The sequence below is a fragment of the Sphingobium sp. Ant17 genome, assembly GCF_000588875.1.
Taxonomy (GTDB): Bacteria; Pseudomonadota; Alphaproteobacteria; order Sphingomonadales; family Sphingomonadaceae; genus Sphingobium.
The window spans coordinates 1-26,240 of the sequence record NZ_JEMV01000022.1; the positions used below are offsets into that span (position 1 = coordinate 1).

The following is a 26,240-nucleotide window of genomic DNA, read 5'->3' on the forward strand; positions in this document are numbered from 1 at the left end:
TTCCGCGCCTGCCTCGGCCCCGGCCGCCGACGCCCCTGCCGCTGGCCCCACCCGCGCGCAGGAACGGGTCAAGATGACCCGCTTGCGCCAGACGGTCGCCAAGCGCCTTAAGGAAGCGCAGAATACCGCCGCGATGCTGACCACGTATAACGACGTGGACATGACCAACATCATCGAGGCGCGCGCGAAGTATAAGGATCTGTTCGAAAAGAAGCATGGCGTCCGTCTGGGCTTCATGGGCTTCTTTACGAAGGCGGTCTGCATGGCGCTCCGCGACATTCCGGGCGTCAATGCGCAGATTGAAGGCGACGAGATCGTCTATAATAATTTCTGCGACATCTCGGTCGCGGTGTCGGCCCCCACCGGCCTCGTCGTTCCGGTCATCCGCAACGCGGAGTCGCTCAGCGTTGCCGAGATCGAAAAGACCATCGGCGGCTTTGGCAAGAAGGCCAAGGAAGGCAAGCTGACCATGGAAGATATGAAGGGCGGCACCTTCACCATCTCCAATGGCGGCGTGTTCGGCTCGCTGCTGTCCAGCCCGATCATCAACCCGCCCCAGTCCGGCGTTCTGGGCCTGCACCGGATCGAGGACCGCCCGGTCGTTCGTGACGGTCAGATCGTGATCCGTCCGATGATGTATCTGGCGCTCAGCTACGATCATCGCATGGTCGATGGTCGCGAAGCGGTAACCTTCCTCGTCGCGGTCAAGAACGCGATCGAAGACCCGACCCGCCTGCTGATCGACCTGTAAAAGTCACAATCAGACACCATATCCGTTCGGGCTGAGCCTGTCGAAGCCCCGTCCTTTCTGTGCAAAGGGCAAAAGAAGCAGTAATGCCCTTCGACAGGCTCAGGGCGAACGGAGAATAACATGTCCGATTTCGACTACGACGTTCTGGTGATCGGGTCCGGCCCCGGCGGTTATGTCGCCGCGATCCGCGCCGCGCAGTTGGGTCTCAAGACCGCTTGCGCCGAAAGCCGCGACACGCTGGGCGGCACCTGCCTCAATGTCGGCTGCATCCCGTCCAAGGCGATGCTGCATGCCTCCGAACTTTATGACGAAGCGGCCAATGGCACGCTCGCCAAGCTCGGCGTCAAGATCGACCAGATGAGCCTCGACCTCTCCACCATGCAGGGCCAGCGCGCCGATGCAGTGAAGGGGCTGACCGGCGGCATCGAATTTCTGTTCAAGAAGAACAAGGTCACCTGGCTCAAGGGTCTGGCCAGCTTCACTGGCGCCAACACCGTTGAAATCAACGGCGAAAAGGTGACGGCGAAGAATATCGTCATCGCCACCGGCTCGTCGGTCACGCCGCTGCCCGGTGTCGAGGTCGACAATGACGGCGGCAAGATCGTCGATTCGACCGGCGCGCTGGTACTGGACAAGGTGCCTGGCCATCTCGTGGTTGTAGGCGGCGGCGTCATCGGCCTGGAAATGGGCAGCGTGTGGCGTCGCTTGGGCGCGAAGGTCACGGTCGTCGAATATCTCGACCAGATCCTGCCCGGCATGGACGGCGAAGTCCGCAAGGAAGCCAATAAGATCTTCAAGAAGCAGGGCTTTGAATATCGCCTGGGCACCAAGGTCACCGGCGCGAAGGCGCATGACAAGGGCGTGACCCTGACCGTCGAGCCCGCCGCCGGTGGGGACACCGAAACCATCGAAGCCGACGTCGTGCTGGTATCGATCGGCCGTCGCCCCAACACCAACGGCCTTGGCCTCGACAAGATCGGCCTGGAGCTGAACGCGCGCGGCCAGATCGAAACCGATCATGAATTCGGCACGAAGGTGCCCGGCGTCTGGGCCATCGGCGACGTCATCCCCGGCCCGATGCTCGCGCACAAGGCCGAAGATGAAGGCATTGCCGTCGCGGAAAATATCGCGGGCCTGACCGGCATCGTGAACCACGACCTGATCCCGTCGGTTGTCTATACCAAGCCCGAAATCGCGGGCGTCGGCCTGACCGAAGAAGCCGCCAAGGAAAAGGGCGCGATCAAGGTCGGCAAATTCCCGATGATGGCCAATAGCCGTGCCAAGACCAACCACGAGCCCGAAGGCTTCGTGAAGATCATCGCCGACGCCGAAACCGACAAGGTGCTGGGCGTCTGGATCATCGCCACGCCCGCCGGCACGATGATCGCGCAGGCAGCGCAGGCGATGGAGTTCGGCGCATCGAGCGAAGACATCGCGTACACCTGCCACGCCCACCCCACGCACAGCGAAGCGATCAAGGAAGCCGCCATGGCGGTCACCGGCAAACCGATCCACATGTGATCGCCGCCACCTTGCGCAAATAAAAAAGGCCTCCGCAAACCGGAGGCCTTTTTTGTCATATGGTCGCCTACCCTGACCGGCCAACGCGACCTGTCTCTGTCCTACAACTGGCAACAGTGCTACAATCTGCCCGTCACATAAGTTTGTAACAAAAAATCCGGATCAGGATATTAAATGTCAAAATTTACGGGAATAATGCGAAGTTAAGCGCCCGCTTTCCTATCGCCGATAGCGCCCCTCGCTAACCCACCGCGCCGTCAGCGCCGCCGCCGCTTCCACATCCTGCGGGAAATCGACCTCCTGCCACGGCAGCCCGTCGATCGACACGGTGCCCACGCGGTTGCCCTTGGCGATGATGTCGATCGCGCGCAGATACCAGCGCTCCACCCCTTCGGCGTCCGCATCATCTGGTTGATCTGGTTGCGGAAGATCGCCGGACCTTCGCCGGTGAAAGCCAGCATGCCGATCGATTCGGCATTGGTGTCGGGCGGCAACAACCGCTTGCCGATATGGTGCAGGCGGCCACTCTCGTCGCGGTTCACCTTCATGTCATCGTCGTCATAGTCGCCGTCGGGCTTCACATCGACGGTGACGGTGATCGCATCGCTCGCCCCCGCGATCAGCCTGGCGACGATCTCGTCCGACACGATGGTATCGCCATTCAGGATGATGAAGTCGCGGTCCATCTCTTCCCGCACGATCCAGCAAGTGCCGAGGTTATCGGCAACCTGGAAAAAGGGATTGAACACCGTGCGGATGCGCGCGCCCGTCTCGCGATACAACTGCAACGCATGATCCTCGACCCGCTCGGTGCGGAAACCCGTCACCACCACGATGTCGGTCACGCCATTGGCGACCAGCGCAGCGACCTGCCAGCTGATGAGGGTGCGCCCGTTAAATTCGATCATGCACTTGGGCACGTCGCGGGTCAGCGGCAACAGGCGCGAGCCTTGCCCGGCGGAAAGGATGATGGCTTTGCTGATCGTCATAGCGCGCGGCCTTAAACGGCAATTTGGCCGAAAAAAAGGCGGGGTTTGCACGACGGCCCGAACCCCCTAGACAGGCGCACGCCGGATGACCGGCATCCGGGTGAAAGGCCAGGGCAGACGTGAAGGTCAAACGCGGATCGGGGCAGGCAGGCGACGGCTTTTCGCGCATCCTGGCCAATACCGGCTGGCTGCTGGGCGGTAAGGGCGTCGGCGCGATCCTGAGCATCGCCTATCTCGCCATCGTCACCCGGACGCTCGGCGTCGCCGATTTCGGCCGCTTCGCCCTGGTGCTGAGCGCCGCGCAGGTGATCAAGACGCTGGTGTCGTTCGATAGCTGGCAGATCGTCGTGCGCTATGGCCAGCCGCATCTGACCGCTGGCCATGGCGACGCGCTCAACCGGGTGCTGCGCTTCTGCATCCTCATCGACCTGGCATCGGCGGTCGCGGGTGGACTGATCGCCGCCGCCATCCTGCTCCTGTTCGCCGACCTGCTGGAGGTCGGACCGCATATGGCCTGGCAGGTCTGGCTGTTCTGCATGGTGATGATGATCACCATCCGCTCCAGCCCGACCGGCCTGTTGCGCCTGTTCGACCGGTTCGACAGCGCCGCGTTCGCCGAAACCATGATCCCGGTCGGGCGGATGATCGGTGCGGGCGCGGCGCTGCTGTGGATGCCCGACATCACCGGCTTCCTCATCGCCTGGGCCTTTGCCGAACTGCTCTGCGCGCTTGGCTATTGGGGGCTGGCGCTGCGCGTCGGCCATGGCCGTATCGGCCATTGGCGCGCCGGACGGGCGATCGACGCCCGCCGCGAAAACCCCGGCATCGTCGGTTTCCTGACCGCCACCAATTTGCAGACCAGCCTCTCCTCGATCGGCCAGCAGGTCGCGGTGCTGATCGTCGGGGCGTTCGTCGGCCCGGTGGGCGCTGGCCTCTATCGCCTCGCCAACCAGCTCGCCAATTCGCTGACCAAGATCAGCAGCCTCTTGTCGCGCAGCATCTTTGTCGAACTCTCGCGCACCAGCAGCCATGGCAAGGAAGCGCTCGGCGTGCTGTTCCGCCGCACCAACCGGCTGGCACTGATCGCGGGCGCGGTCATCATCGCGCTGATTGCCACCATCGGCCGTCCGTTGCTGGGCTTCATCGCCGGGCCGGACTTCCTGCCTGCCTATCCGCTGCTGCTGTTGCTCGGCATCGCCGCCTGCATCGAACTGATCGGCGTCAGCTACCGCCCGCTGCTGATGGCGACCGATCGCGCGGGCCTGTCGCTGCGCATCACCTTCGTCGCGACCCTGTTGCTGCTCGGCCTGCAAGCCGCGTTATTGCCGCTCTACGGCACGATCGGCGCAGCGGTCGCGAATATCGTCGCTGCGCTCGCCGGTTTCGCGATGATGGGCTGGGCCAGCCGCCGGGCCGTGGCGGGCGACAAGTAAGCCACCACCCGCCGTTCGTTTCGAGCGCAGTCGAGAAACCCTCGCGCCGGTTTCTCGACTTCGCTCGAAAGAACGGAACCCGGAATAGCGCCTACCGCCCCGCCAGGATCGCCTCGATCAAATCCACATCCGCCTGCTTGTCCGCATCGATGCACGCTTCGGGCTGCGCCATCGCCACCAGCCGCGCGACCAGGCCAAAGCGCCGCCCCACCCGCGCCATGCCGCCGCGCAGCGTCGAAATCCGCAGCAGCGCGCCCAGCAAGGCCAGCGGCCCGAAGGCGGACAGGATTTTCCAGCCCTTCTTGCGGTCCTGCTCCACCTCCTGCCACAAGGCGATCACCGGCCGGGCCTTGTCACTGCCGAACCAGAAGATATTGGCACCCGACCAGCCCCCGTCGCGAAACTTCAGCCAGGTCCGCCGCGATTGCGGATAGCGCGCCAGCAGCGTCGCCCGCTCGACCATGGCCACCGCAATATCCGCGCCCGTCGCCTCGGCGATGAACTGGTCCAGCATCGCCCGGTCGAGCAGCACATGATCGGCCGTGGTCAGCAACAGCGGAAAGGGCAGGTCGCCCGCCTCCATCAACGCCAGCAGCGACGACGCAATCCCCGCCCCGCCCCGCTCGAACCGCACGCGCGGATGCGCGCCCAGCCACGCCGTCGCCGGATCAGCGGCAAAGGCATCGGCCCGCTGCGTCAGGACGATCACCTGCCCGATCGCGGGATGATCGAGCAAGGCGCGCGCCGGGCGATTGATCATCGGCTCGCCCGCAACCGGCGCAAGCGGCTTGACCGGTACGCCTGCGGCAACCGCCAGCGGATCGGGAATGGGCCGCGCACCCGCAAGCAGGATGGCAGTGACGGAAGCCGGAGCGGAAGTGATCATCCCCGCTCGTTACCCAAGCGGCGTCCGCGCGGGAAGCGGCTTATTTCCCGCTGGCGACCGGCCCGACGGATGGAGCCTCGGCAAAGGCCTGATGCTGGCCGACGCGCAGCCCCTTGTAACGCGCCAGTTGCGCACGGAACGCCCGCAAATCATTGCCTGCCAACTGCGCCGTCGTCGTGAACTTCACCGACAGCGGATTGACCGTCGCGCCACCGCGATACAGTTCATAATGCAAATGCGGCCCGGTCGACAGGCCGGTCGATCCGACATAGCCGATCACTTGGCCTCTGCGGACGCGCTGGCCCGGCGCAGCGGCGATGCGGCTCATATGCGCATAGCCGGTGGCGAGGCCGCCGCCATGTTGGATACGCACATAATTGCCATGCCCGCCATGCCGCCCGGCATAGGCGATCACGCCATCGGTCACCGCATAGATGGGCGAGCCATAGCGCGCCGCGAAATCGATCCCCGCATGCATCCGGCTATAGCCCAAAATCGGGTGCCGCCGCATGCCATAGCTGGACGACATGCGCCCGGCGACCGGGGCCGACAGCACGCCGCGCCGCTCGCCCACGCCCGACGCTTCGAACCATTCGGTGCGGCCATTGCTGGTCCATTTGAGCATATCGACCGACTTGCCGCGCGCGCGCTGCAACCCGGCATAGAGCAGCTCGCCCACTTCAATATCGCCCGTTTCCGCGCGGCGATATTCGGTCACGATATCGTAGCGGTCCCCCGCGCCGATGCCGCCCAGATCGACCTGCCCGGCAATCACCCGTAGGAAGGCCTGCACCGCCTTGGGCGGGGCCCCTGCAGCACGCGCCGAGCGATAGATGCTGTCACCCACCACGCCCTGAATGCGCAGCGGGGTATTATCGACGCGGATCGGAATGCGCCGCACCGACAGCACGCCGCCCGCCCGCTCCAGCTCCAGCGCCAGGTCGAGCCGCGCGCGGAACGCCAGCCGGTCGAGCGGCCGGGGCCGGTCGCGGCTCGCGCGGCGACCCAGCACAATATCGAGCCGCGTACCCGGCTTCACCCCGTCGCTGATATCCGCGCCGACCAGCGCGTTGATCGTCGCCACGTCACCGCTGCTGACTCCCGCGCGCGACAAGGCGCGCGCCAGCGTGTCACTGCTGCCGACCTGCGCATTAAGCTCGATCTGTGGTCGTTCGGGCGTCTGGCGCAGCGGCTGCACCGCATCGGTCGCGCCCATCCGCCGCCCGCTGTCCGCGCCCAGCGCCAGTGGCGTGATCATCTGGCTGCGCACTTCGTCATAGTGCGCCTCGGCCATCGTCCGGCCGGGGAGCCCCGGAATGGGCTTGAAACCGGGCGAGAGATAGAGCGCCGTCGCGCACAGCCCGAAACAGGTGGCGAGGCCGCGAAACCAGGTCGGGCTGCCGATCCGCTGGGCAAGGTCGGGGACCAGTTCCAACTCGTCCGCCCATTCGCGCAGCCGCATCCGCCAGTCGCGCGGCGGCACCGGCGCAGGCTGGCGCAGCGAGTCGGCCAGCCATAGCGACATGGTGGCGCCGCCCTGCTGCGATCCGAACTGGCTATCCTGAAACAAACCGCGACCCCCAAGGGCATGATAGCATTGCTTGGCGACGCAACGGCCCCCGCGCCATGCGTCGGGCCAGACCCTTGTGAAGCGACAGGGTTAAAGTCAATTTAAGACGCACCAATGACGCACCCGCCTGCGACGACCCGTGCCGCGGACCCGATAGGAATGCACCATGATAGGGAACCCGCGAATCTCCTTGCTCCATCGCCCCCCATGCTCGACAGAGGGCCACCATGGTTGCCTTTGCCCGATCGCCCGTCACCGCCGTGTTGGGGCCAACCAATACCGGCAAGACCCATCTCGCGGTCGAACGCATGTGCGGGCACAGCAGCGGCATGATGGGCTTCCCCCTGCGGTTGCTCGCCCGCGAAGTCTATGACCGGGTGGTCGCGATCAAAGGCCCGGCGCAGGTCGCGCTGATCACCGGTGAGGAAAAGATCGTCCCGCCCCACGCGCGCTACTTCCTCTGCACCGCCGAATCCATGCCGATCACCGGTGATTATGCCTTCGTCGCCCTGGACGAAGCGCAACTGGGCGCGGACCCCGAACGCGGCCATATCTTCACCGACCGGCTGCTCCGCGCGCGCGGGCGCGAGGAAACCATGATCCTGGGTTCCGCCAGCATCGCCCGCACCGTCAAGGCGCTGGTCAAGGATGTCGAGATCATCGGCCGCCCGCGCTTCTCCACCCTCTCCTATGCTGGCGCGAAGAAGCTCTCGCGCCTGCCCAAACGCTCCGCCATCGTCGCCTTCTCGGCCGAGGAAGTCTATGCCGTCGCCGAAATGCTGCGGCGGTTCCGGGGTGGTGCCGCCGTGGTGATGGGCGCGCTCTCCCCCCGCACCCGCAATGCGCAGGTGCAGATGTTCCTCAATGGCGAGGTCGATTATCTCGTCGCCACCGACGCGATCGGCATGGGGCTGAACCTCGACGTCGCCCATGTCGCCTTCGCCTCGCTGCGCAAGTTCGACGGCCGCCGCACCCGCCGCCTGACCGTCAGCGAAATGGCGCAGATCGCCGGGCGCGCCGGACGGCATCACAAGGATGGCACCTTCGGATCGCTGGGCGGCGAAGACAGCGACGCCGCCTTCACCCCCGAAGAGATAGAGGCGATCGAAGCGCATCGCTTCCCGCCGGTGGACCATCTCTACTGGCGCGACGGCACCCCGCGCACCGACCGGCTCGACCATCTCATCGCCGATCTGGAGGAGCGGCCCGACCGCCCCGAACTGCGCGCCGCGCCACAGGCCGTTGATCTCTCCGTCCTCAAGCGGCTCGCCGACGATCCCCTCGTCATCGACCGCGCGCGTGGCCAGCGGCAGGTCGAACGGCTCTGGGCGGCATGCAGCCTGCCCGACTTCCAGAAGCTCGGCACCGAACATCATGGCCGCGCCGTCGCGCGGATCTGGCGCTTCCTGTCCGAAGGCAATGGCCACATCCCCCGCGACTGGTTTGCGCAGGCGATAGCCCGGCTCGATTCGGTGCAGGGCGATATCGACACGCTCGCGGGCCGGATTGCCGCCGCCCGCACCTGGTCCTACATCGCCCACCGTGCCGACTGGCTCGCCGATCCCGCCGAAATGGCCGAACGCACCCGCGCTCTGGAGGAAAAGCTGTCCGATGCGCTCCACGCCGCGCTGACGCAGCGTTTTGTGGACCGGCGCACCACCGTGCTGTTGCGCGATCTGGGTCAAAATGCGAGCAGCCTGCCGGTTACGGTCGAACCCGACGGCAATGTGTGCGTCGATGGAGAATCGATCGGGCGACTTGACGGATTTCGTTTCTCGGTCGATCCCGCTACGCGGCATCAGGACAGGAAGATGCTGTTGGCGGCGGCGGAAAGGCGCCTTGGAAAGGTATTGCGCGTGAAGGCAGAAGAATTGGTTGCGGCGGCGGATGCGGATTTTGCCCTGCTGGATGAAGCGGGACAGATGCCGGGCATCGCTTGGGGGCAGGCACCGGTGGCAACGCTGTTGGCGGGGCCGGGGCTGCTCACGCCCGAAGTCCGGCTGGACCGCGCCATCCTGGAACTGACCCCCGATATGCAGAAGCAGGTCGCCACGCGCCTGGCCACCTGGCTCGACGCCCAGAAACAGAAGCATCTGTTACCGTTGGTGAAAATGGCCGAAAGCGCCGCCGATCCGGCCGTGCCCCCCGTGGTGCGCGCAGTCTTCGCCCAGCTCGCCGATGGCGGCGGCGTGATGGCGCGTGTCGATCTCGACGCTGCGCTCGGCCATCTCGACAAGGACCAGCGCCACCTGCTGCGCCGTGCGGGCATCGATATCGGCGTGCTCGACATCTATCATCCCGGCCTGCTCAAGCCCGGCGCGGCGCGCTGGCGCTCCGTCCTGCTGGCGGCGCGACTCGGCAAGCCCTGCCTGCCCTTGCCGCTGCCTGGCCTTACCCTGCTGCCGGCTGGCGATAAATTCGCGCAGATGGGCGCGCGGATCGCTGGTTTTCGCGGGTTCGGTGAACAGATGTTGCGCATCGACATGGCCGAACGCATGGCCCGCACCGCGCATGAAGCGATCGCCAAGGGCGAGGCCTTCACGGCGGTCAGCCCGCAGATCGTGTCGCTCGGCCTGCTCGAACCTGCCTTCCTGCAACTGATGCGCGCGGCCGGCTTCCGCCCGGTCGAAGCGCCCACCCCGGTCCCGGCCGAGGAAGCTGTCGAGGGAGCAGAAACGGCAGAAACGCCCCCCGTCGGCGCCGCCAACTGGGTGTTCAAGGGCCGCCAAAAGCCCCGTCCCGATCGCGCCCAACACGCCCGACCGCGCACCGGCCGCCCAGACAATGAGCAGAAGCCGCGCGGCGACAAGCCCGCCCCTGCGCGTCGCGGTGGCAAGGATGGCGGCCCGCCCGCTCCCCGTTCCGGCACGACCGGCGGCAGCCCCGCGCCCGCCAACAATGCCTTTGCCGGATTGGCCGAGCTGCTTGGTCGCAATGGCTGATCCGGGCGCAGCCCCCGGCCATGCGCCGACGCTGCGCATCGACAAATATCTCTGGTTCGTCCGGCTCTGCTCCAGCCGGTCGAGCGCCCAGAAACTGGCGGAGGACGGCCATATCCGCCTCAACGGCCGCCGCATCGAACGCGCCCACGCTCCCGTGCGCGCGCAAGACCTTATCACCTTCCCCCACGGCACCACCGTCCGCGTCGTCTGCGTCACCCACCTCCCCATCAGACGCGGCCCCGCCGCAGAGGCCCACGCCTGCTATGAGGAACTGACGATCGGAGGGTGAGGGGTGAAAAGAGAACGGTCTGCTTTTTTTCTCGCCGCCTTTAATCATCCTCCCCTGGCAGGGGAGGTGGCAGGGCGCAGCCCTGACGGAGGGGTGTCGCCCTCTCGATAAAGTGATACCCCCTCCCCTTCCAATGTAGGATTTTCTCTGATCTATCCTGATGGATGACGCCCGCGGCCCCTTCCTGCCCTCTCCGCGCACCGCCCCAAACCACGCCGCGTCGCCGGCGCGTAGGGGACGCGTGTGTGTCGCGTCACTGTCGCGTCGATGATACGCAGACGGCACGTCGCGACCGCTTCGGCGATACGATTGGCGCAAATCGCTGTGCGATGGCCCGACGACGGTGTGAACTTCGCTGTGTGACCCGCATGGCGCGTCCTGCGCGCGCGAAACGCGGTTCAGGCGTCGGCCCAGCGGCGCAACAGATTATGATAGACGCCGGTCAGCCGGATCACTTCGTCATGATCCTGCCCCAGCGCGGCGGCCACGCCCTGCACGCTACGGTCGAGGTCGAACAGCATTTGCCGTGCCGCATCGTCGCGGATCATCGATTGCAGCCAGAAGAAGCTCGCCACCCGCCGCCCCCGCGTCACCGGCTCGACGCGATGCAACGAGGAGGAGGGATAGAGCACCGCATGGCCCGCAGGCAGCTTCACCTGCTGCACCCCGAACTGCGTCTCGATCGTCAGCTCGCCGCCGTCATAGGCGTCGGGTGCTTCCAGAAATACCGTCATCGACAGGTCGGATCGCACGCGGAAGCCCGTCCCCGCCTGAATCCGCACCGCATTGTCGACATGCACGCCGAACGCCTGCCCGCCCGCATAGCTGTTGAACAAGGGCGGAAAAATCTTGAGCGGCAGGGCGGCAGCGATGAACAGCGACGACCCGCCAAGCGCGTCGAGGATGGCCTGCCCCGCTTGCTGGGCGGCGGGCGAGTCTTCGGGCAATTGCAGGTTGCGCTTGGCCAATGCCGACTGATGCCCCGACGTCACATTGCCATCGACCCAGTCCGCCGGGTCGATCAGCGCCCGGACGGCGGCAACACCTGCGGCATCGAGCAGGTCGGGAATGGCGATCAACATGGGAGAAAAATCCGTTACGCGGCGTCGGACCGCAGGATGAAGGGGATTTCGACCACGCCACGGACCTGCACCGGCTGCCCGTCGCGGATCATCGGTTTCCAACGCCAGCCTTTCACCGCGTCGCGCGCGGCCTTATCGAGCCGGGCAAAGCCGCTGCTCTGGCTGATCGCGATACTATCGACCGCGCCATCAAGGCCCAACGTCAGCGTCAGCACGACTGTCCCCTGCTCGCGCTTGCGACGGCTTTCAATCGGGTAGCGGGGTGGTTTGCCCGCCACCATCTGAGTGCCCAAGTCGCCGCCTTGGACGATGCTGGGCGACGCAGGCGGCGCGGCGATCGCCGCGACCGGGCCGGGCGTCACCGCCATGGTGGCCGCAGGCACCGAGACTGGCACCGGTTCGGGCGCGGTCTGGACCCTCGGCATCGGCACAGGAGCCTGCACGATCGGCGGCGGCGCGACCACTTGCGGCGCCGACGGCGGTGGTGGTGGCGATTCCGCAGCGGGCGGCGGCGGTGGCGGAGAGAGGTTCACCACCGTCAATTTCGCTTCCCGCGCCCGCAACACATGGCTGCGCACGTGCATCAGCGCGCTAATCAACAGGGTATGGACGAGGATGATGGCAATGATGGCCAGGGCATTAGGCCGCGACCGCGCGCCATATCGGCCCGGTGCGACGGCGGAGGTCGGTGGCGCAACGGCTGCAACCAACGACGCACCAGGCGGATCGAGCATGACGATATCGTCGTCGATCGGCCGAATTGCGGCATGCAGCATGACAGCGCCTCCCTTTCCGTCCTTGGTTCGCGTGTCGATACCGCAAAGCCTAATGCGAATCAATTGCGGCTTGGCGGCGATCCAATGGTGGGCGGGCAGCGAACCGAGGAGGTTGGAGTGATCGCTGCCCGCCCTGCCCCGGCCGGGACGTGCCGGGGTAACTGGATAGTCTTACAGCTTGTAACCCAGCGTCAGCACCCACGACCGTCCTTCGCCCGGATTGGCCCAGCCATTGTTGCGGACGCTGGTATAATATTTTTCGTTGGTGAAATTCTGGACGTTGAGCTGAGCGCTCAGCTTCTCGGTGACCGGATAAGACAGCATCGCCCGATGCACGAGATAATCGTCGGTCTTGTACATCGGCGCGCCAGTAACGTTGCTCAGATACCAGCTGCCCTGATAAGTCAGGCCATAACCAAGCTCCAAGCCGAACGGCAGCGTATAGGTGGTGAACAGGCTGCCCGAATGTTTGGGGTTATTGGTCATCGGGTTGCCCGCCTGGGTGTCGACCTCGCCCTGCGATTTCCGATAATCGGAAATGCTCTGGATCACCTTGCTATCCAGATAGGTGTAGTTGGCAAAGATCGTCCAGGCATCGCTGATATTACCCGTTGCCCCCAATGTCACGCCGTCCACCCGGTTGCGGCCGTCATTGACCGGCAATGTGCCGATCAGCGGATCGTTGCTGGCGACCCGATAATTGGTGCGCTCGTTGCGGAACAGCGACGCGGTCAATTGCAGCTTGGCATCGAACAGGTCGATCTTGCCGCCAATCTCATAATTGACGGCCTGTTCCGGCTTTGCCTCGCAAGGATCGTTGGACATGTTGGCCGCCGTGGCCAAGCCGCATCCCGCACGAACCGTCGTTGCCGTCGGATTTTTGCTGTTGCCATAGGCGACATACAGACTGGCATTCTCCACCGGCTTGTAAACCAGGCCGATGCGGTAGGAGAACAGGTCATCGGTCGCATTTTGCGATACGCCGGTCGTGTAGGCACCGCCCGCCGCCGGCGTGGCGATCGTGTCGGACCGGAAACGGGCGCGGTTATGTTCCCAGCGGACGCCGCCATTGATCTCCAATTGCTCGACGATCTTGATCGCCCCAAAGGCATAGGCCGCGACGTTGAACAGGTCGCCATCCTGATGCCCCGACCGGATCGCATTCACAGGGCTGGTATAGATGGCATTGGGATTGCTGATGCTGATCGGATCAAGCACCGGATTGGGCAGCGTGCCGCCCGCGTTGCGCAGCACATTGCCGTTATCCAGCGCATAATCCTCCTGCAACATCGACGTACCCAGCACCAGCGAGTGGCCGCCGGGAATGGTGAAGCTCAGATCAAGCTGGTTGTAGAGTGTGTCGTTCACGGAGTTGCGGAACCCGCCGCGTGGGCCGCGAGGATAATAAATACCCGCGACCTGCCCTGCGTCGCAGGCTGCGCCGGTCGGCGTCTGGCCATTGGCGAGGCAATAGGTGCCCTGCGGCGGATTGACGATCAGATTTTGCTCCACCCGCTGCCAACGCGACAGGTTCCGCACGGCCAGCAGGTCGTTGAAGCGATGATCGAAGATGGCCGTGGCCTGGTCGATCACCTGGTCCTGGCGATCCACATTCTTATAGCCATAATAGCCACTATAGGGGACACCGGGCAGCGGGCCGTCATAGAGCGCATTCTTGTAATAAGGCACGCCATAGAGCGGCGTGTTCTTATCTTCCTGATGCGTATAAAGCAGTGTCAGCGACGTCGGGCCGTCCACGCCAAACTTGACCGAGGGCGCGACACCCCAGCGCTCATACCGATCGACACTACGGCGCGCGACATCATTTTCATGGTACATGGCGTTGAGGCGCACCGCGACGAAGTCCGACACGCGGACATTGCTGTCGATCGTCGCGCGATAATAATCGGACGTGCCGATGCCAGCCTGCACCAGCGTCTCGTCATAGCCCTTGGGGCGCTTGGTGACGATATTGATGTTGCCGCCGATCGCGCCCGATCCGCCGAAAACGGAATTGGCCCCGTTGGTGACTTCAATCTGTTCGATGTTGAACGGGTCGGTCCGGCTATATTGCGCGCTGTCGCGCACGCCGTCGATGCTGATGTCGGTGTTGGCGCTCTGCCCGCGCAAATTGATGCTGTCTCCATAGCCGCCGCCGCCTTCGCCCGCGCCGAAGGTGATGCCCGGAATGGTGGACAGCACGTCGCGCAGCGTCAGCAAATTCTGCTTCTTGATCGTCTGGTTGCCGATCACCGTGATGGTCTGCGGCGTGTCGAGCAAAGCGCGCACATATTTGGGCGACTCTGCTTTTTCCACCTTCACTGCGGACTCATCGATGGCCGTATCCGTGACGGTCACGCCGCCCAGCCGTGGTGCCGTGGCCCCATCCTGGGCATGCGCCGTGGTCGCGAAGGCTATCGCGCCCACGCAGGACAGGGCCAGAAACGACGGCGCAGATACTGTATTCGACATGGATATCAATCCCCCTATTGCTCGGGAGATCAATTATTGCGAACGCTTCGCAGAGTCAATGCTATTGCGAGTGATTATTATCTATAGGTCGCGCAGCTGCAAAAAGCCAGCAGCGGATGGCGCTAGCGAGATTCGGAGGATCGGCGGCCGCCATCCGCATCACATCGATTTGCGCGATCAAGGCGTTGATGGGGAGTTGGGTGCGCTGGGCAGCGAGACGCAAAGCATCCCAGAAAATAGGCTCCAGGCTGATCGCCGTCTGGTGCCCAGCGATCGTCACGCTCCGTTTTACCGGAGGGGCAAAGGGCGACCCCATCGGCCCGTCCGGGCCATCAACAGGGTCGCCCTTATTCATCAATACATGTGCTGCCCGCCATTGAGCGACAATGTCGTGCCGGTCACAAACCCCGCATCTTCGCTGCACAGGAAGGCAACGCCGCGCGCAATTTCGCTTGCCTGGCCCAGGCGGCCGACCGGGATCTTGGCGACGATCTTTTCCAGCACGGCAGGGGGCACGGCGGCGACCATATCGGTGTCGATATAGCCCGGTGCGATGGCATTGACGGTGACGCCAACCTTCGCACCTTCCTGCGCCAGCGCCTTGGTGAAGCCATGAATGCCCGACTTAGCGGCGGCATAATTGACCTGGCCATATTGGCCTGCCTGCCCGTTAATCGACCCGATATTGACGATCCGACCCCAGCCGCGCTCACGCATGCCGCCAAAGGTCGCCTTGGCCATGTTGAAGCATCCACCAAGGTTGATGCGCATGACTTCGTTCCAGTCATCGAAGCTCATCTTGGCGAGCACGCCGTCGCGCGTGATGCCTGCATTGTTCACGACGATGTCGATCGGGCCAAGCTGTTCGGCAACGGCAGCGCAGCCATCGAGGCAGGCTGATGATCGCCCACGTCCCATTTGAACGCAGCGATGCCGGTCCGCTCAGTAAAGGCCTTCGCCTTTTCATCATTGCCGCCATAATTGGCTGCAACAGTATATCCCATGTCGCGCAACGCCAGGCTGATGGCCTCGCCAATGCCCCGCGTACCGCCGGTCACGATCGCTACTCTCGCCATATGCGCATCCTCTTCTTACCTAGACGGGCTGTTCGATCCAGCCCGAAAGCTCGCGGCCGATCAGCCTCTGATACAAAGTGATAGCGTCGGGCGTTGCATTTAAACAGGGTAAATAGGCAAATTTTTCGCCGCCTGCAGACAAAAAGGCCTCCTTTGCCCGCAACGCGATTTCTTCCAGCGTTTCCAGACAATCAGCGGAAAATCCGGGTGTTACGACAGCAATATTACGGACACCATCGCGCACCAATCCGGCAAGGGTTGCTTCGGTCTCCGGCTCCAGCCATTTCGCCCGGCCAAAGCGCGACTGGAAGCTCATATGGACCGGCAGCGCCAGTCCTTCGCGGAGCAAGCGGACGGTCTTGACCGACTGGCAGTGATAGGGATCCCCCAGATGCAAGGTGCGTTCGGGCATGCCATGGAAGCTGGCAAGAATGGCGTCCGGCGCGAAGTCGAGCGTCGCGATATGCGCGTCGATGGATGCCTTGAGCGCGGCGATATAGGCCGGGTCGTCATGATAGGGCGGCAAGGTGCGGATGGCCGGCTGCCAGCGCATCGCCTTGAGCGCCGCGAAAGCCGCGTCATTGGCCGTTGCCGTGGTGGCCCCGCTATATTGCGGATAGAGCGGCGCGAGCAGGATGCGGTTGCAGCCCGCCTTCTTCATCGCCGACAGCCGCGAGGCGATCGAGGGATTGCCATAGCGCATGGCCCAATCGACCGTAACGCCCGGCCCCATCGCCTGTTGAAGCGCCAACGCCGTGTCACGAGTATGGAAGGCGAGCGGCGACCCCTGGTCGGTCCACACCTGTTGATAGGCATGGGCCGATTTCTTCGGCCGGGTGGTCAGGATGATGCCGCGCAGAATCGGCTGCCACAGGATCGGCGGCAATTCGACCACGCGGCGATCGGACAGAAATTCGCCAAGATAGCGCCGCACCGATCCGGCGTCGGGCGCATCGGGCGTGCCGAGGTTGATGAGGAGGACGCCCACTTTGGGGGTGGGAATGGCGGGATGGTTGGGGGGCAGGGTCATGTCGTGGCCAATAGCGGAAGGTTGCGCAAACGCTGACCTGTCCATGTGTACAATGCATTGGCAATAGCAGGCGCGACCAGCGGCGCGGCGAGATCGCTGACGCCGACCGGGGATGCGGTGCTGCGGATCAGTTCGACCGTCACTTCGCCGATATCGGCGAGGCGTGGCAAATTCATCCGGCCCAGGATCGCGCGGGTCGGCAGGCCGCGCGCATAGGGCACGGACGCCCCCATCGCAAAGGCGAGGCCATAGATCAGGCCGCTTTCGACCTGCTGCCGGGCAATGTCGGGATGGACCTGATCGCCGACATCGACCGCCGCGATCATGCGGCTAACGCTCAGTTGGTTCCCGCGCATCGATGCTTCGACCATCACCGCCGCATAGCCGCCTTGCATCACGTGCGCGGCAAGTCCCTGCCCGCTGCCCGCTATGCCGCCTTGCCAGCCACCCATCGCCGCAGCGGTGGACAGACAATGGGCGAGGCGCGGATTGCCGCCCAGCATCTGGATACGGAAGGACATCGCCTCGATCCCCGCCAGATGCGCCAGTTCATCGACGAAACTCTCGGTGAAGAACGCCCCATACAGATGCGCGTTACCCCGCGTGAAACCGAGCGAAAGGCCAACATCGGCGGGATAATGATCCACCGCCCAATTGGGGATCGCATAGGGCGGCGCCATCCCCGCCACCGCCAGCCGGGACGCCTTGTCCGCCCCTTGTGCTGCTGCGTCATGAGGCAGCGCGCCATCGGCGATCCGTGCCCAGGTCTGCGTCATGGCGCAGGGGGCCGCGACCTTGGCCAGCCAGCCCTCGATCGCGCCGTTGCGCCCGATCTTCGCCGCCATCCGCGCCTGCGCGGGCGCGCTGGGCCGGTCTTGCACCACATCCTCCAGCCGCGACCAGAGCAGTTGCACCGGGCGGCCGACATCGCGCGCGATCAAGGCGGCCTGCACGCCGACGTCCCAGTCCATTTTGCGCCCGAACGACCCGCCCGCATGTAGCGGATAAAGCGTGACGGCGGTTTCGGAGAAGCCCAAAGCATCGGCAATGGCGGCGCGCGCCAATCCCGGCGCCTGCGTCGCCATCCAGACTTCCGCGCCCTCCTGCCCCACCCGCGCCGTGGCGCAAAGCGGTTCGAGCGCGAGGTGCAGTCCGGCTTCGACCCGATATTCGCTGGCCAATATCGTCGCGCCGTCGAACACCGGCAGCAGGTCGCCTTGGGCGTAGAGGCGACGCCCCGCCGAGCCGGAAAAGGCCGCTTCCAGCGCCGCGTCTATTCCAGCGCTATCGACCGGCTTGCCGCGCAGGGTGAAGACCGGATCGGCAAGGTCGAGCGCCTTGTTCGCCGCCCACCAGTTGGTGGCAACGGCGGCGACCCAGCGCTCGGTGCGGACCAGCTTGAGGAAACCCGTGACGGTGCTGGCCGATCGCTCGTCCAGCCCGGCGAGGATCGCATCGCCGATCGGTCCTTGCCGGATCGAGGCATGGACCATGTCGGGCAGACGAATGTCGGCGGCGAAATTATGGCTGCCGTCGATCTTCGAGGGGGTGTCGAGCCGGGGGACATCCTGCCCCGAAAGCCGCCCATCCTGCCCCTGCCGCAAGGGCAGGATGGCGGGGAGGTCGAACTGCGTTGCTTCCTCGACCAGTTCGCCGATCTTCAGCCGCCGCTCGCTTCCGTCGGAGACCAGCCCGTCGACTATATCGCAGCTTTCCCACGGCACCGACCAGCGCGCGGCCGCTGCCTTGCACAGCAGGACGCGCGCCGCCGCACCGGCATCGCGATAGGCGTCATGGAACATCGGGACAGACGTGCCGCCGCCCGTCAGCATCAAACCGTTGCGCGTCGCATATTGGCCGATCACCCAATCGCCTGCGTCGCCCAGCAAGCGTGTCCAGTCGCTCGCCAGCCATTCTTGCGCCAGCAGCGTGTTGGCGTAGAGCGGGCTGATCGGCGCGCTTTGGACCGCGACCGTGCGCCAGTCCGCGCCAAGTTCATCGGCCAATATCTGCGGCAGGACGGTCGTCACCCCTTGGCCCGTTTCGGTTTGCGGCACGATGACGATCACCTGCCCCGACCGGTCGATCTTGAGGAAGGCGTTGACGATCGTTTCGCCGGGACCGGCATTGAGGCTGGGTTGGTAGCTACGCGGCCAGACGCCCCAGGCAATGAGCAATCCCGCCGCCGCGCCGCCGCCGACCAATAGCGTGCGCCGGTCGATGCCCTTGCTGCGATCCGATACTGTGCGCGGGGGGCGAGCCATGGCCCGACTGATAGGGGCGCGATGGCCGGGTGGAAAGCGTTAATCGGCGCTGACCGGCGCGATGCCCAACCGGGGTATTTCGATCGCGGGGCAGCGGTCCATCACCACCTTGAGGCCGGCTGCTTCGGCGCGGGTCGCGGCGGCTTCGTCAACGACGCCGAGTTGCATCCAGACCGCTTTCGCGCCGATCGCGATGGCATCGTCCACCGCCTCCCCGGCCGCATCGCTGCGCCGGAAGATATCCACCATGTCGATGGGTTCGCCGATGTCGGACAGTCGGCCCCAGACAAATTCGCCATGGACATGTTCGCCCGCAATTTGCGGATTGACTGGCAGGACGCGATAGCCATGGTCCTGAAGGAAGGCCATGACGCTGTAACTCGCGCGCTCCGGTCGGTCGGATATGCCAACCAGCGCTATGGTGCGGGTTTCGGTGAGCAGGGTGGCGATGTCCTGCGGGGCGGTTAGCGGCATGGAAATTCTCCTTATGCAGCTAGGACGAGCCAGGGGCCGGGACGTTCCCGATGATGGAGAATACCCCCTTAACTTCGCACATTTCCCGCTGATTTCGACATAATGTTGCGCGCCCCTGATCCTATCGCAATGTCACGGTGCGCGGACATCTGATCATAGCCTGTTGCCCCGCTGTAGGACAGTCAAGCCGTGCCATCGAGCCATGTCGCGACCTTCTGCGCGATTTCCCGGAAGGCGTCGGCGTGGACGCCCTCGCCCGCCGCCGGGGGATCACCCGCGTCCGACTGGCGGCGGATATCGATGGCGAGCGGAATGCGGCCAAGGAAGGGCATCCCCATCTCGCCTGCCGCCGTCTCTGCGCCGCCCGTGCCGAACGGGTCGGAGATTTCGCCGCAATGGGGGCAGGCATAGCCCGCCATATTTTCGACGAGGCCGATGAGCGGCACGCCCGCCTGCGTGAACAGGCTTACCGCGCGGGTCGCGTCGATCAGCGCCAGATCCTGCGGCGTCGAGACGATCACCGCGCCGACCGGCTTATGCTTCTGCACCATCGTTAGCTGAATGTCGCCGGTGCCCGGCGGCATGTCGACCACCAGCAAGTCGGCATCGCCCCAATCCGCGTCGATCAGTTGCGACAGGGCATTGCCGACCATCGGCCCGCGCCACGCCAGCGCCTTGCCGGGTTCGACCAGATGCGCCATCGACAGCATCGGGATGCCGAGCGTGCCGGTGACTGGGATCATCTTCTTGTCGCGAGCCTGGGGTTTCTGATCCTCGCTACCCATCAATCGCGCCTGTGACGGGCCATAGATGTCGGCATCGACCAAACCGACCCGGTGGCCCAGACGGTGCAGCGCGACGGCGAGGTTGGCCGACAGGGTGGACTTTCCCACCCCACCCTTGCCCGACGCCACGGCGATGATGCGCAGCGGTTTGCGCTCGGCCGTCTGGGCGATGCGCACGTCGGTGACGCCCGGCACGGTCAGGCCTCCTTCGCGGATTGCGGCGACAAGGCCATCGCGCTGGTCGGGCGACAGGCCGCCCACGTCGAGTGCGAGGGTCATAATCCCATCCCTCACGCGCGGCGCGCTGGCGCGCCCCCCCGTCAAGGCGGTCAGTCGGGCAGTAAAATCAGCGATATCGGTCATGGCGACGCCCTGTAGGAAATATTCGCTGCCATTGGCACTGTTTTTCGCAGCACAGCCTTCCTATACAGGGGACATGAAAAGATTATTCGGGTGGATGCCCGGCATCGTGAGCATGGCGCAAGGCCCCTGGGGCGGCAAAAGCGACGGGCCGGAGAGTAACGACGGACCAGGCGGAACGGGCGCGGGCGGCAATGGCGGCCCACGCAATCCCTGGACTCAACCGGGTCGTCCGGTTGGGCAGAAGGGTCCGTCCGCGATCGAGGAAATGTTGCGCCGAGGGCGCGACAGCTTTGGCCAGGGCGGCGGCAATGGCGGTGGCTTTGGTGGCCTGCCTCAGCGTCCCAACGGCAAGGCGCTATGGCCGATCGGCATCGCCATCCTGGTCATTTTGTGGCTGGTCTTGACGAGTTTCCATCGCGTCGGCCCACAGGAACGCGGCGTCGTCACCTATCTGGGTAGCTACAGCCGCACGTTGACGCCTGGTATCAGCCTGACGCTCCCCGCCCCGTTTGCGGCGGTAACGATCGTCGATGTCGAGGAAATCCGCACGATCGACGTAGGATCGACCACGGCGGAGAATGAAAATCTGGTGCTGACCGGCGACCAGAATATCATCGATCTCGCTTATTCGGTGCGCTGGAACATCCGCAATCCCGAACTTTATCTGTTCCAGTTGTCCAACCCTGACGCGGCCGTGCGCGAAGTCGCCGAAAGCGCGATGCGCGCCGTGCTTGCCAGTGTCAGCCTGGACGATGCGCTGGGTGCGGGCCGTACCGCGATCGAACAGCAAGTCGAACAGCGGATGCAGGAGATTTTGGACGGTTATCGCTCCGGCATCCGCATCCAGGGTATCGCGATCAAGCAGGCCGATCCGCCGGCCGCCGTAAATGATGCGTTCAAGGCCGTGTCGGCCGCGCAGCAGACCGCGCAGACCTATCTCAACGAAGCGCGCGCCGCCGCCCAGCAAGTGACGGCCAAGGCGCAGGGCGAGGCGGCTTCGTTCGACAAGGTGTATGAACAATATCGCCTGGCCCCGGACGTGACCCGTCGCCGCATGTATTATGAAACGATGGAAGGCGTGTTGGCCAATGTCGACAAGACCATCGTCGAAGGGACCAATGTGACACCCTATCTGCCGCTGCCCGAAATCAGACGGCGCGCCACGCAGGCCAATCCTGCTGCGCCTGCCGTCTCCAGCACGGAGGGTCAGTGATGCCCGCATTTCTGCGTAATCCCATGGCCCTGGCGCTCCTTGTGCTGGCATTGCTTATTCTGCTGGGCAGCACCGTCGCGATCGTCCCGGAAACCAAGCAGGGCGTAATCGTCCGCTTCGGTGATCCCAAGGCGATCATCAACCGCTACCGCCAGAATGAAACCTTCGGCAATACTGGGGCCGGCATCATCATGCGCTGGCCCTTCGTGGACCAGGTGGTGTGGATCGACAAGCGCGTGCTGTCGGTCGAAATGGAGCGCCAGCAGGTGCTCTCGACCGACCAGTTGCGACTGCAGGTCGATGCCTTTGCGCGTTATCGCATCGTCGATCCGCTGCGCATGTATATCGCCGCAGGTAGCGAAGAGCGGGTATCGGAGGCTCTGCGCCCGATCCTGGGGTCGGCGCTGCGCAACGAATTGGGCAAGCGGCCCTTTGCCGCATTGCTCAGCCCGGAGCGGGGCCAGGTGATGCAGAATATCGAGGCGGGCCTGGATCGTGTCGCGCGCCAATATGGGGCGGAAATCGTCGATGTGCGGATCAAGCGCGCCGACCTGCCCGACGGCACGCCGCTCGACAGCGCGTTCACCCGCATGCGGACAGCGCGCGAGCAAGAAGCGCTGACCATCCGGGCGCAGGGGGCCAAGCAGGCGCAGATCATCCGCGCCGAGGCGGACGCCAATGCCGCGCGCATCTATGCGGCGAGCTATGGCAAAGACCCGAGCTTCTATGACTTTTACCGGGCCATGCAGAGCTATCGCTACACCTTCTCGCCAGACAGGCCGGGTGAAACCAACATCATTCTGTCGCCGAATAATGAGTTTTTGCAGCAATTTCAGGGGCGGCCTTGAGCCGAGCCGCGGTGCTGGCAGGATCATTACGGAACCAGCGTCATTCAATGAGGGTTAAGGGAAGGCGGCGCATCTTAGGACTTCGTCAAAGTCCCGCCTTCCAAATCCTTCGCAGTTCATGAGAGGACCGTCACGAGTGCGTTACGCTTATGCCATCACCGGCGCCCTGTTACTGGGCGGCACCGCCATTGCGGTTACCACCAGTTCCAATGTGGGCGCCCAGACCGCACAGAATGAAGGCCTGACCGCCGCCGCCCCGCAGGGCGCGCCGGCAAGCTTGGCCGATATGGTCGAAAAACTGCAACCCGCCGTGGTCAATATCTCGACCAAGCAACGGGTGCAGGTGCAAAACCCCTTCGCCGGAACACCCTTTGGCCAATTGTTCGGTCAGGGCGGTGGTGCCCAGCCGCAGACGCGGCAAGCACAGTCGCTGGGCTCAGGCTTCTTGATTTCGGCCGACGGCTATATCGTCACCAACAATCATGTGGTGTCGGCCGGTGCCGAAGGCGCAACGGTGGATTCGATCACCGTTACGCTGACCAACAAGACGGAATATACCGCCAAACTGGTGGGCCGTGATCCCGCGACCGATCTCGCCGTGTTGAAGATCGATTCGCCCAAGCCGTTGCCCTTCGTCAAATTCGGCGACAGCACCAAGGCACGCGTCGGCGACTGGGTCGTTGCGATCGGCAATCCCTTTGCCCTGTCGGGCACGGTCACGGCCGGGATCATTTCCGCCGTCCATCGTAATACCGGCGGCGGTTACGAGAAATTCATCCAGACCGACGCGTCGATCAACCAGGGCAACTCCGGCGGCCCGATGTTCGACATGCGCGGCAATGTGATCGGCATCAACAGCCAGATCCTTTCGCCCTCGGGTGGCAATGTCGGCATCGGCTTTGCCATTCCGTCGGAACAGGCGGCACCGATCGTCGCGACTTTGCGCAAGGGCGAGACCGTCCGTCGCGGTTATCTCGGCGTGCAGATCAGCCCGCTGGGTGAAGATCTCGCCGAATCGCTGGGCCTCGCGAAAAATCGTGGCGAGTTCGTGCAGGGCGTCGAGCCAGGCAAGGGCGCGGAGAAGGCCGGGATCAAGGCAGGCGACGTGATCGTCAGCGTGGCCGGGCAAGAAGTCAGCCCCGAGCAGAATCTCTCCTCCATCGTCGCGTCGCAGCCGATCGGATCGCGTGTGCCGATCGTGCTCATTCGCCGGGGCGAGCGCCAGACGGTCAATGCCGTCGTGGGTGAGCGGCCGTCCGAAGATGAACTGACCAATTTCGCACCGCAGCAGGATGAGGATTTCAGCCAGCAGCAGCAGAATCCGGGTCAGGCCGCGCAACAGTCGCTCGGCATCTCCGCGATCCCGCTGACGCCCGGCATCATCCGCCAGTTGGGCATTGCCGCCGATACGCGTGGCGTGGTCATCACCGGTGTGGACGGATCCACCGATGCCGGCGCCAAGGGCCTGCGTCGTGGCGATGTCATCATCACCGCGAACAACCGTCCCGTTGCCAGCCAGGCCGATTTGGATGCGCAGGTGAAGGCCGTTGCGGGACAAAACCGCAGCGCCATCCTGTTGCAGGTTCTGCGTCGCGGCCAGTCGCCGATCTTCTTACCAGTGCGCCTGCGCGACAAGTAAGCCGCTTCCGCGCTTGCGGAAGTTGCCAAACTCAGCGTAATTTTCGTCACCCCCGCGCCTGCGGGGGTGACGTTTTTTTTTTGGGGGGCAGCGGTACATGAGCGACGGCATTTTCATCGGGCTGGGTGCGCCGGAGAAGGATGGCGGCGTGCCGCAGTCGCTGAACTTGCGCCGCGCCAATCGTCATGGGCTGATCGCGGGCGCGACCGGCACCGGCAAGACGGTGACGTTGCAGGGCATAGCCGAAAGTTTTTCGGCGCTTGGCGTGCCTGTCTTCCTGTCCGATGTGAAGGGCGACCTGTCGGGCATCGCGATGGCTGGCTCGCCCACCTTCAAAAATGCCGACAAGCTGGTGGCGCGGGCGGCCGAGATCGGGCTGACCGACTATAGCTATAGCGACAATCCAGCGATCTTCTGGGATCTTTATGGCGAACAGGGCCACCCGGTTCGCACCACCGTCAGCGAGATGGGGCCGTTGCTGCTGGCGCGGTTGATGGGGCTGAACGAGACGCAGGAGGGCGTGCTGACCATCGCCTTTCGCTATGCCGACGAGGAAGGGCTGTTGCTGCTCGACCTTGGCGATTTGCAGGCGATGCTGAGCTATTGCGCGGAAAATGCCGCGATGCTGTCAGCGCGCTATGGCAATGTGACCAAGGCGAGCGTCGGCGCGATCCAGCGACAATTGCTGCAACTCGAAGCGCAGGGCGGCGACCATTTCTTCGGCGAGCCCGCGCTTGATATCAACGACATGCTGCAGGTCGATGAGCAGGGGCGTGGCTATATCAACATATTGGCCGCCGACCGGCTGATGCAGAGTCCGAAACTCTATGCGACCTTCCTACTGTGGCTGTTGTCCGAACTGTTCGAGACGCTGCCTGAGGTCGGCGACCCGGACAAGCCGGTGCTGGTCTTCTTCTTCGACGAGGCGCATCTGCTGTTCGATGATGCGCCCAAGGCGCTGACCGACAAGATCGAGCAAGTGGTGCGGCTGATCCGGTCGAAGGGCGTGGGCGTCTATTTCGTGACCCAGAACCCGATCGACATACCCGAGGAGGTGGCGGGGCAGTTGGGCAACCGGGTGCAGCATGCGCTGCGCGCGTTCACCCCGCGCGACCAGCGGGCGATCCGGGCGGCGGCCGAGACGTTCCGCATCAATCCCGATCTGGATGTCGAGACCGCGATCACCGAGTTGAAGGTCGGCGAAGCGCTGGTGTCGCTGCTGCAGGAAGATGGATCGCCGGGCATCGTCCAGCGCACGCTGATCGCCCCGCCCCGCTCGCGGCTTGGCCCGGTGAGCGCGAAGGAGCGGGCGATCATCCAGTCGATTTCGCCCTGCGACGGCAAATATGATGCTGCGGTCGATCGGGAGTCGGCCGAAGAGATATTGGCGGCACGCGGAGAGGCGGCGGCCGCCGCTGCGCTGGCGAGCAAGGCGCAAGCCGAGGCCGACAAGGCCGCCGCCGCGCAGGCCAAGGTCGAGGCCAAGCAGCGCGAGGCGGCGGCGCGCGAAGCGGCCAAGCCCAGCGGCTTTGACCGGGCGATCCAGTCTGCGACGCGCGCGGCCGGATCTTCCGTTGGGCGGCAGGTCGCCAACGAACTGGGCAAGGCGGTGTTCGGGTCGAGCCGACGCAAGGCATCGGGCGGCGGGTTCGCTGGAAAATTGATGCGGGGGATATTGGGCGGGCTATTCAAATAGCCTTTAGTCGGATGCGAGACGGGAGGAGATGGACGCAAAGCCCGATCATCGGGCGGCGAAGAAATGCTCCACCCTCCCGCCCGTTCGCGCGATTGCCTAATGGTTGCGAGGGCGGCTAAAGCGCTGGCCATGACCGCCCCC

Annotated in this window: 19 protein-coding genes and 2 pseudogenes; 9 read left to right on the forward strand and 12 right to left on the reverse strand. The window is 64.5% G+C overall.

Annotated elements, in window-relative coordinates:
• Both sucB and lpdA read left to right on the forward strand, forming a co-directional pair.
• On the forward strand, window positions 1-751 hold a 751-nt coding region (gene sucB, locus BF95_RS11460; RefSeq protein ID WP_043151529.1), incomplete at its 5' end, for a dihydrolipoyllysine-residue succinyltransferase.
• A gap of 120 nt (window positions 752-871) precedes the next feature.
• Window positions 872-2,272, forward strand: a complete 1,401-nt coding sequence (gene lpdA / locus BF95_RS11465; RefSeq protein WP_043151531.1) for a dihydrolipoyl dehydrogenase — start codon at window positions 872-874, stop codon at window positions 2,270-2,272.
• Window positions 2,273-2,491: 219 nt separating this feature from the next.
• Here the strand turns inward: lpdA and BF95_RS11470 are convergent.
• Window positions 2,492-3,261, reverse strand: a pseudogene (locus tag BF95_RS11470) (sugar phosphate nucleotidyltransferase).
• Window positions 3,262-3,380: 119 nt separating this feature from the next.
• On the opposite strand from BF95_RS11470, the gene BF95_RS11475 reads away from it, so the two are divergent.
• Entirely contained in the window at window positions 3,381-4,694 is a 1,314-nt protein-coding gene (locus tag BF95_RS11475) for a lipopolysaccharide biosynthesis protein (protein ID WP_043151532.1), read from the forward strand.
• 91 nt (window positions 4,695-4,785) lie between these two features.
• Here the strand turns inward: BF95_RS11475 and BF95_RS11480 are convergent, their stop codons facing one another.
• Together BF95_RS11480 and BF95_RS11485 are read right to left on the reverse strand one after the other, a co-directional pair.
• Entirely contained in the window at window positions 4,786-5,580 is a 795-nt protein-coding gene (locus tag BF95_RS11480) for a nucleotidyltransferase family protein (protein ID WP_043151533.1), read from the reverse strand.
• A gap of 40 nt (window positions 5,581-5,620) precedes the next feature.
• Window positions 5,621-7,150: a M23 family metallopeptidase gene (locus BF95_RS11485; protein ID WP_043151534.1), complete on the reverse strand. Its 1,530-nt coding sequence runs from the start codon at window positions 7,148-7,150 to the stop codon at window positions 5,621-5,623.
• A gap of 227 nt (window positions 7,151-7,377) precedes the next feature.
• On the opposite strand from BF95_RS11485, the gene BF95_RS11490 reads away from it, so the two are divergent.
• Window positions 7,378-10,092: a helicase-related protein gene (locus BF95_RS11490; protein ID WP_043151536.1), complete on the forward strand. Its 2,715-nt coding sequence runs from the start codon at window positions 7,378-7,380 to the stop codon at window positions 10,090-10,092.
• Window positions 10,085-10,381, forward strand: coding sequence for an RNA-binding S4 domain-containing protein (locus BF95_RS11495; RefSeq protein ID WP_043151537.1), 297 nt, complete (start codon window positions 10,085-10,087; stop codon window positions 10,379-10,381). The genes BF95_RS11490 and BF95_RS11495 overlap by 8 nt, the downstream gene beginning before the upstream one ends.
• 398 nt (window positions 10,382-10,779) lie before the next feature.
• On the opposite strand, the gene BF95_RS11500 is transcribed toward BF95_RS11495, so the two are convergent.
• From BF95_RS11500 to BF95_RS11540, 9 genes and pseudogenes are all read right to left on the reverse strand, one after another.
• Entirely contained in the window at window positions 10,780-11,463 is a 684-nt protein-coding gene (locus BF95_RS11500; protein WP_043151538.1) for a Fe2+-dependent dioxygenase, read from the reverse strand.
• Window positions 11,464-11,477: 14 nt separating this feature from the next.
• Window positions 11,478-12,239, reverse strand: coding sequence for an energy transducer TonB (locus BF95_RS11505; protein WP_043151586.1), 762 nt, complete (start codon window positions 12,237-12,239; stop codon window positions 11,478-11,480).
• A gap of 171 nt (window positions 12,240-12,410) precedes the next feature.
• A complete protein-coding gene (locus tag BF95_RS11510) occupies window positions 12,411-14,711 on the reverse strand; it encodes a TonB-dependent receptor (protein ID WP_043151539.1) in 2,301 nt (766 codons plus the stop codon).
• 61 nt (window positions 14,712-14,772) lie between these two features.
• Window positions 14,773-15,066: a ribbon-helix-helix domain-containing protein gene (locus BF95_RS11515; protein ID WP_043151540.1), complete on the reverse strand. Its 294-nt coding sequence runs from the start codon at window positions 15,064-15,066 to the stop codon at window positions 14,773-14,775.
• Window positions 15,066-15,787: pseudogene (phbB, locus tag BF95_RS11520) on the reverse strand (acetoacetyl-CoA reductase). Before phbB ends, BF95_RS11515 begins: the two are co-directional and overlap by 1 nt.
• A 19-nt stretch (window positions 15,788-15,806) precedes the next feature.
• Window positions 15,807-16,817, reverse strand: a complete 1,011-nt coding sequence (hemH, locus tag BF95_RS11525; RefSeq protein ID WP_043151541.1) for a ferrochelatase — start codon at window positions 16,815-16,817, stop codon at window positions 15,807-15,809.
• Window positions 16,814-19,081 (reverse strand): molybdopterin cofactor-binding domain-containing protein, encoded by a 2,268-nt coding sequence (locus tag BF95_RS11530; RefSeq protein WP_043151543.1) that lies wholly within the window; start codon window positions 19,079-19,081, stop codon window positions 16,814-16,816. The genes hemH and BF95_RS11530 overlap by 4 nt, the downstream gene beginning before the upstream one ends.
• Before the next feature lie 39 nt (window positions 19,082-19,120).
• Entirely contained in the window at window positions 19,121-19,555 is a 435-nt protein-coding gene (locus BF95_RS11535) for a CoA-binding protein (RefSeq protein ID WP_043151544.1), read from the reverse strand.
• Between the two features lie 182 nt (window positions 19,556-19,737).
• Window positions 19,738-20,703: an Mrp/NBP35 family ATP-binding protein gene (locus BF95_RS11540; protein WP_043151545.1), complete on the reverse strand. Its 966-nt coding sequence runs from the start codon at window positions 20,701-20,703 to the stop codon at window positions 19,738-19,740.
• A gap of 94 nt (window positions 20,704-20,797) precedes the next feature.
• Here BF95_RS11540 and hflK point away from each other — a divergent pair, with 94 nt between their 5' ends.
• From hflK to BF95_RS11560, 4 genes are all read left to right on the forward strand, one after another.
• Window positions 20,798-21,916 carry an FtsH protease activity modulator HflK gene (gene hflK, locus BF95_RS11545; RefSeq protein ID WP_043151547.1) on the forward strand — a complete coding sequence of 373 codons (1,119 nt, stop codon included), beginning with the start codon at window positions 20,798-20,800 and terminating at the stop codon, window positions 21,914-21,916.
• Window positions 21,916-22,764 (forward strand): protease modulator HflC, encoded by an 849-nt coding sequence (gene hflC / locus BF95_RS11550; RefSeq protein WP_043151587.1) that lies wholly within the window; start codon window positions 21,916-21,918, stop codon window positions 22,762-22,764. Before hflK ends, hflC begins: the two co-directional genes overlap by 1 nt.
• Window positions 22,765-22,900: 136 nt before the next feature.
• Complete coding sequence (locus tag BF95_RS11555; protein WP_043151548.1) at window positions 22,901-24,403, forward strand: Do family serine endopeptidase; 1,503 nt, start codon at window positions 22,901-22,903, stop codon at window positions 24,401-24,403.
• A gap of 97 nt (window positions 24,404-24,500) precedes the next feature.
• On the forward strand, window positions 24,501-26,099 hold the full coding sequence (locus BF95_RS11560) for a helicase HerA-like domain-containing protein (protein WP_043151549.1): 1,599 nt from the start codon (window positions 24,501-24,503) through the stop codon (window positions 26,097-26,099).
• The last annotated feature ends 141 nt before the right edge of the window (window positions 26,100-26,240 follow it).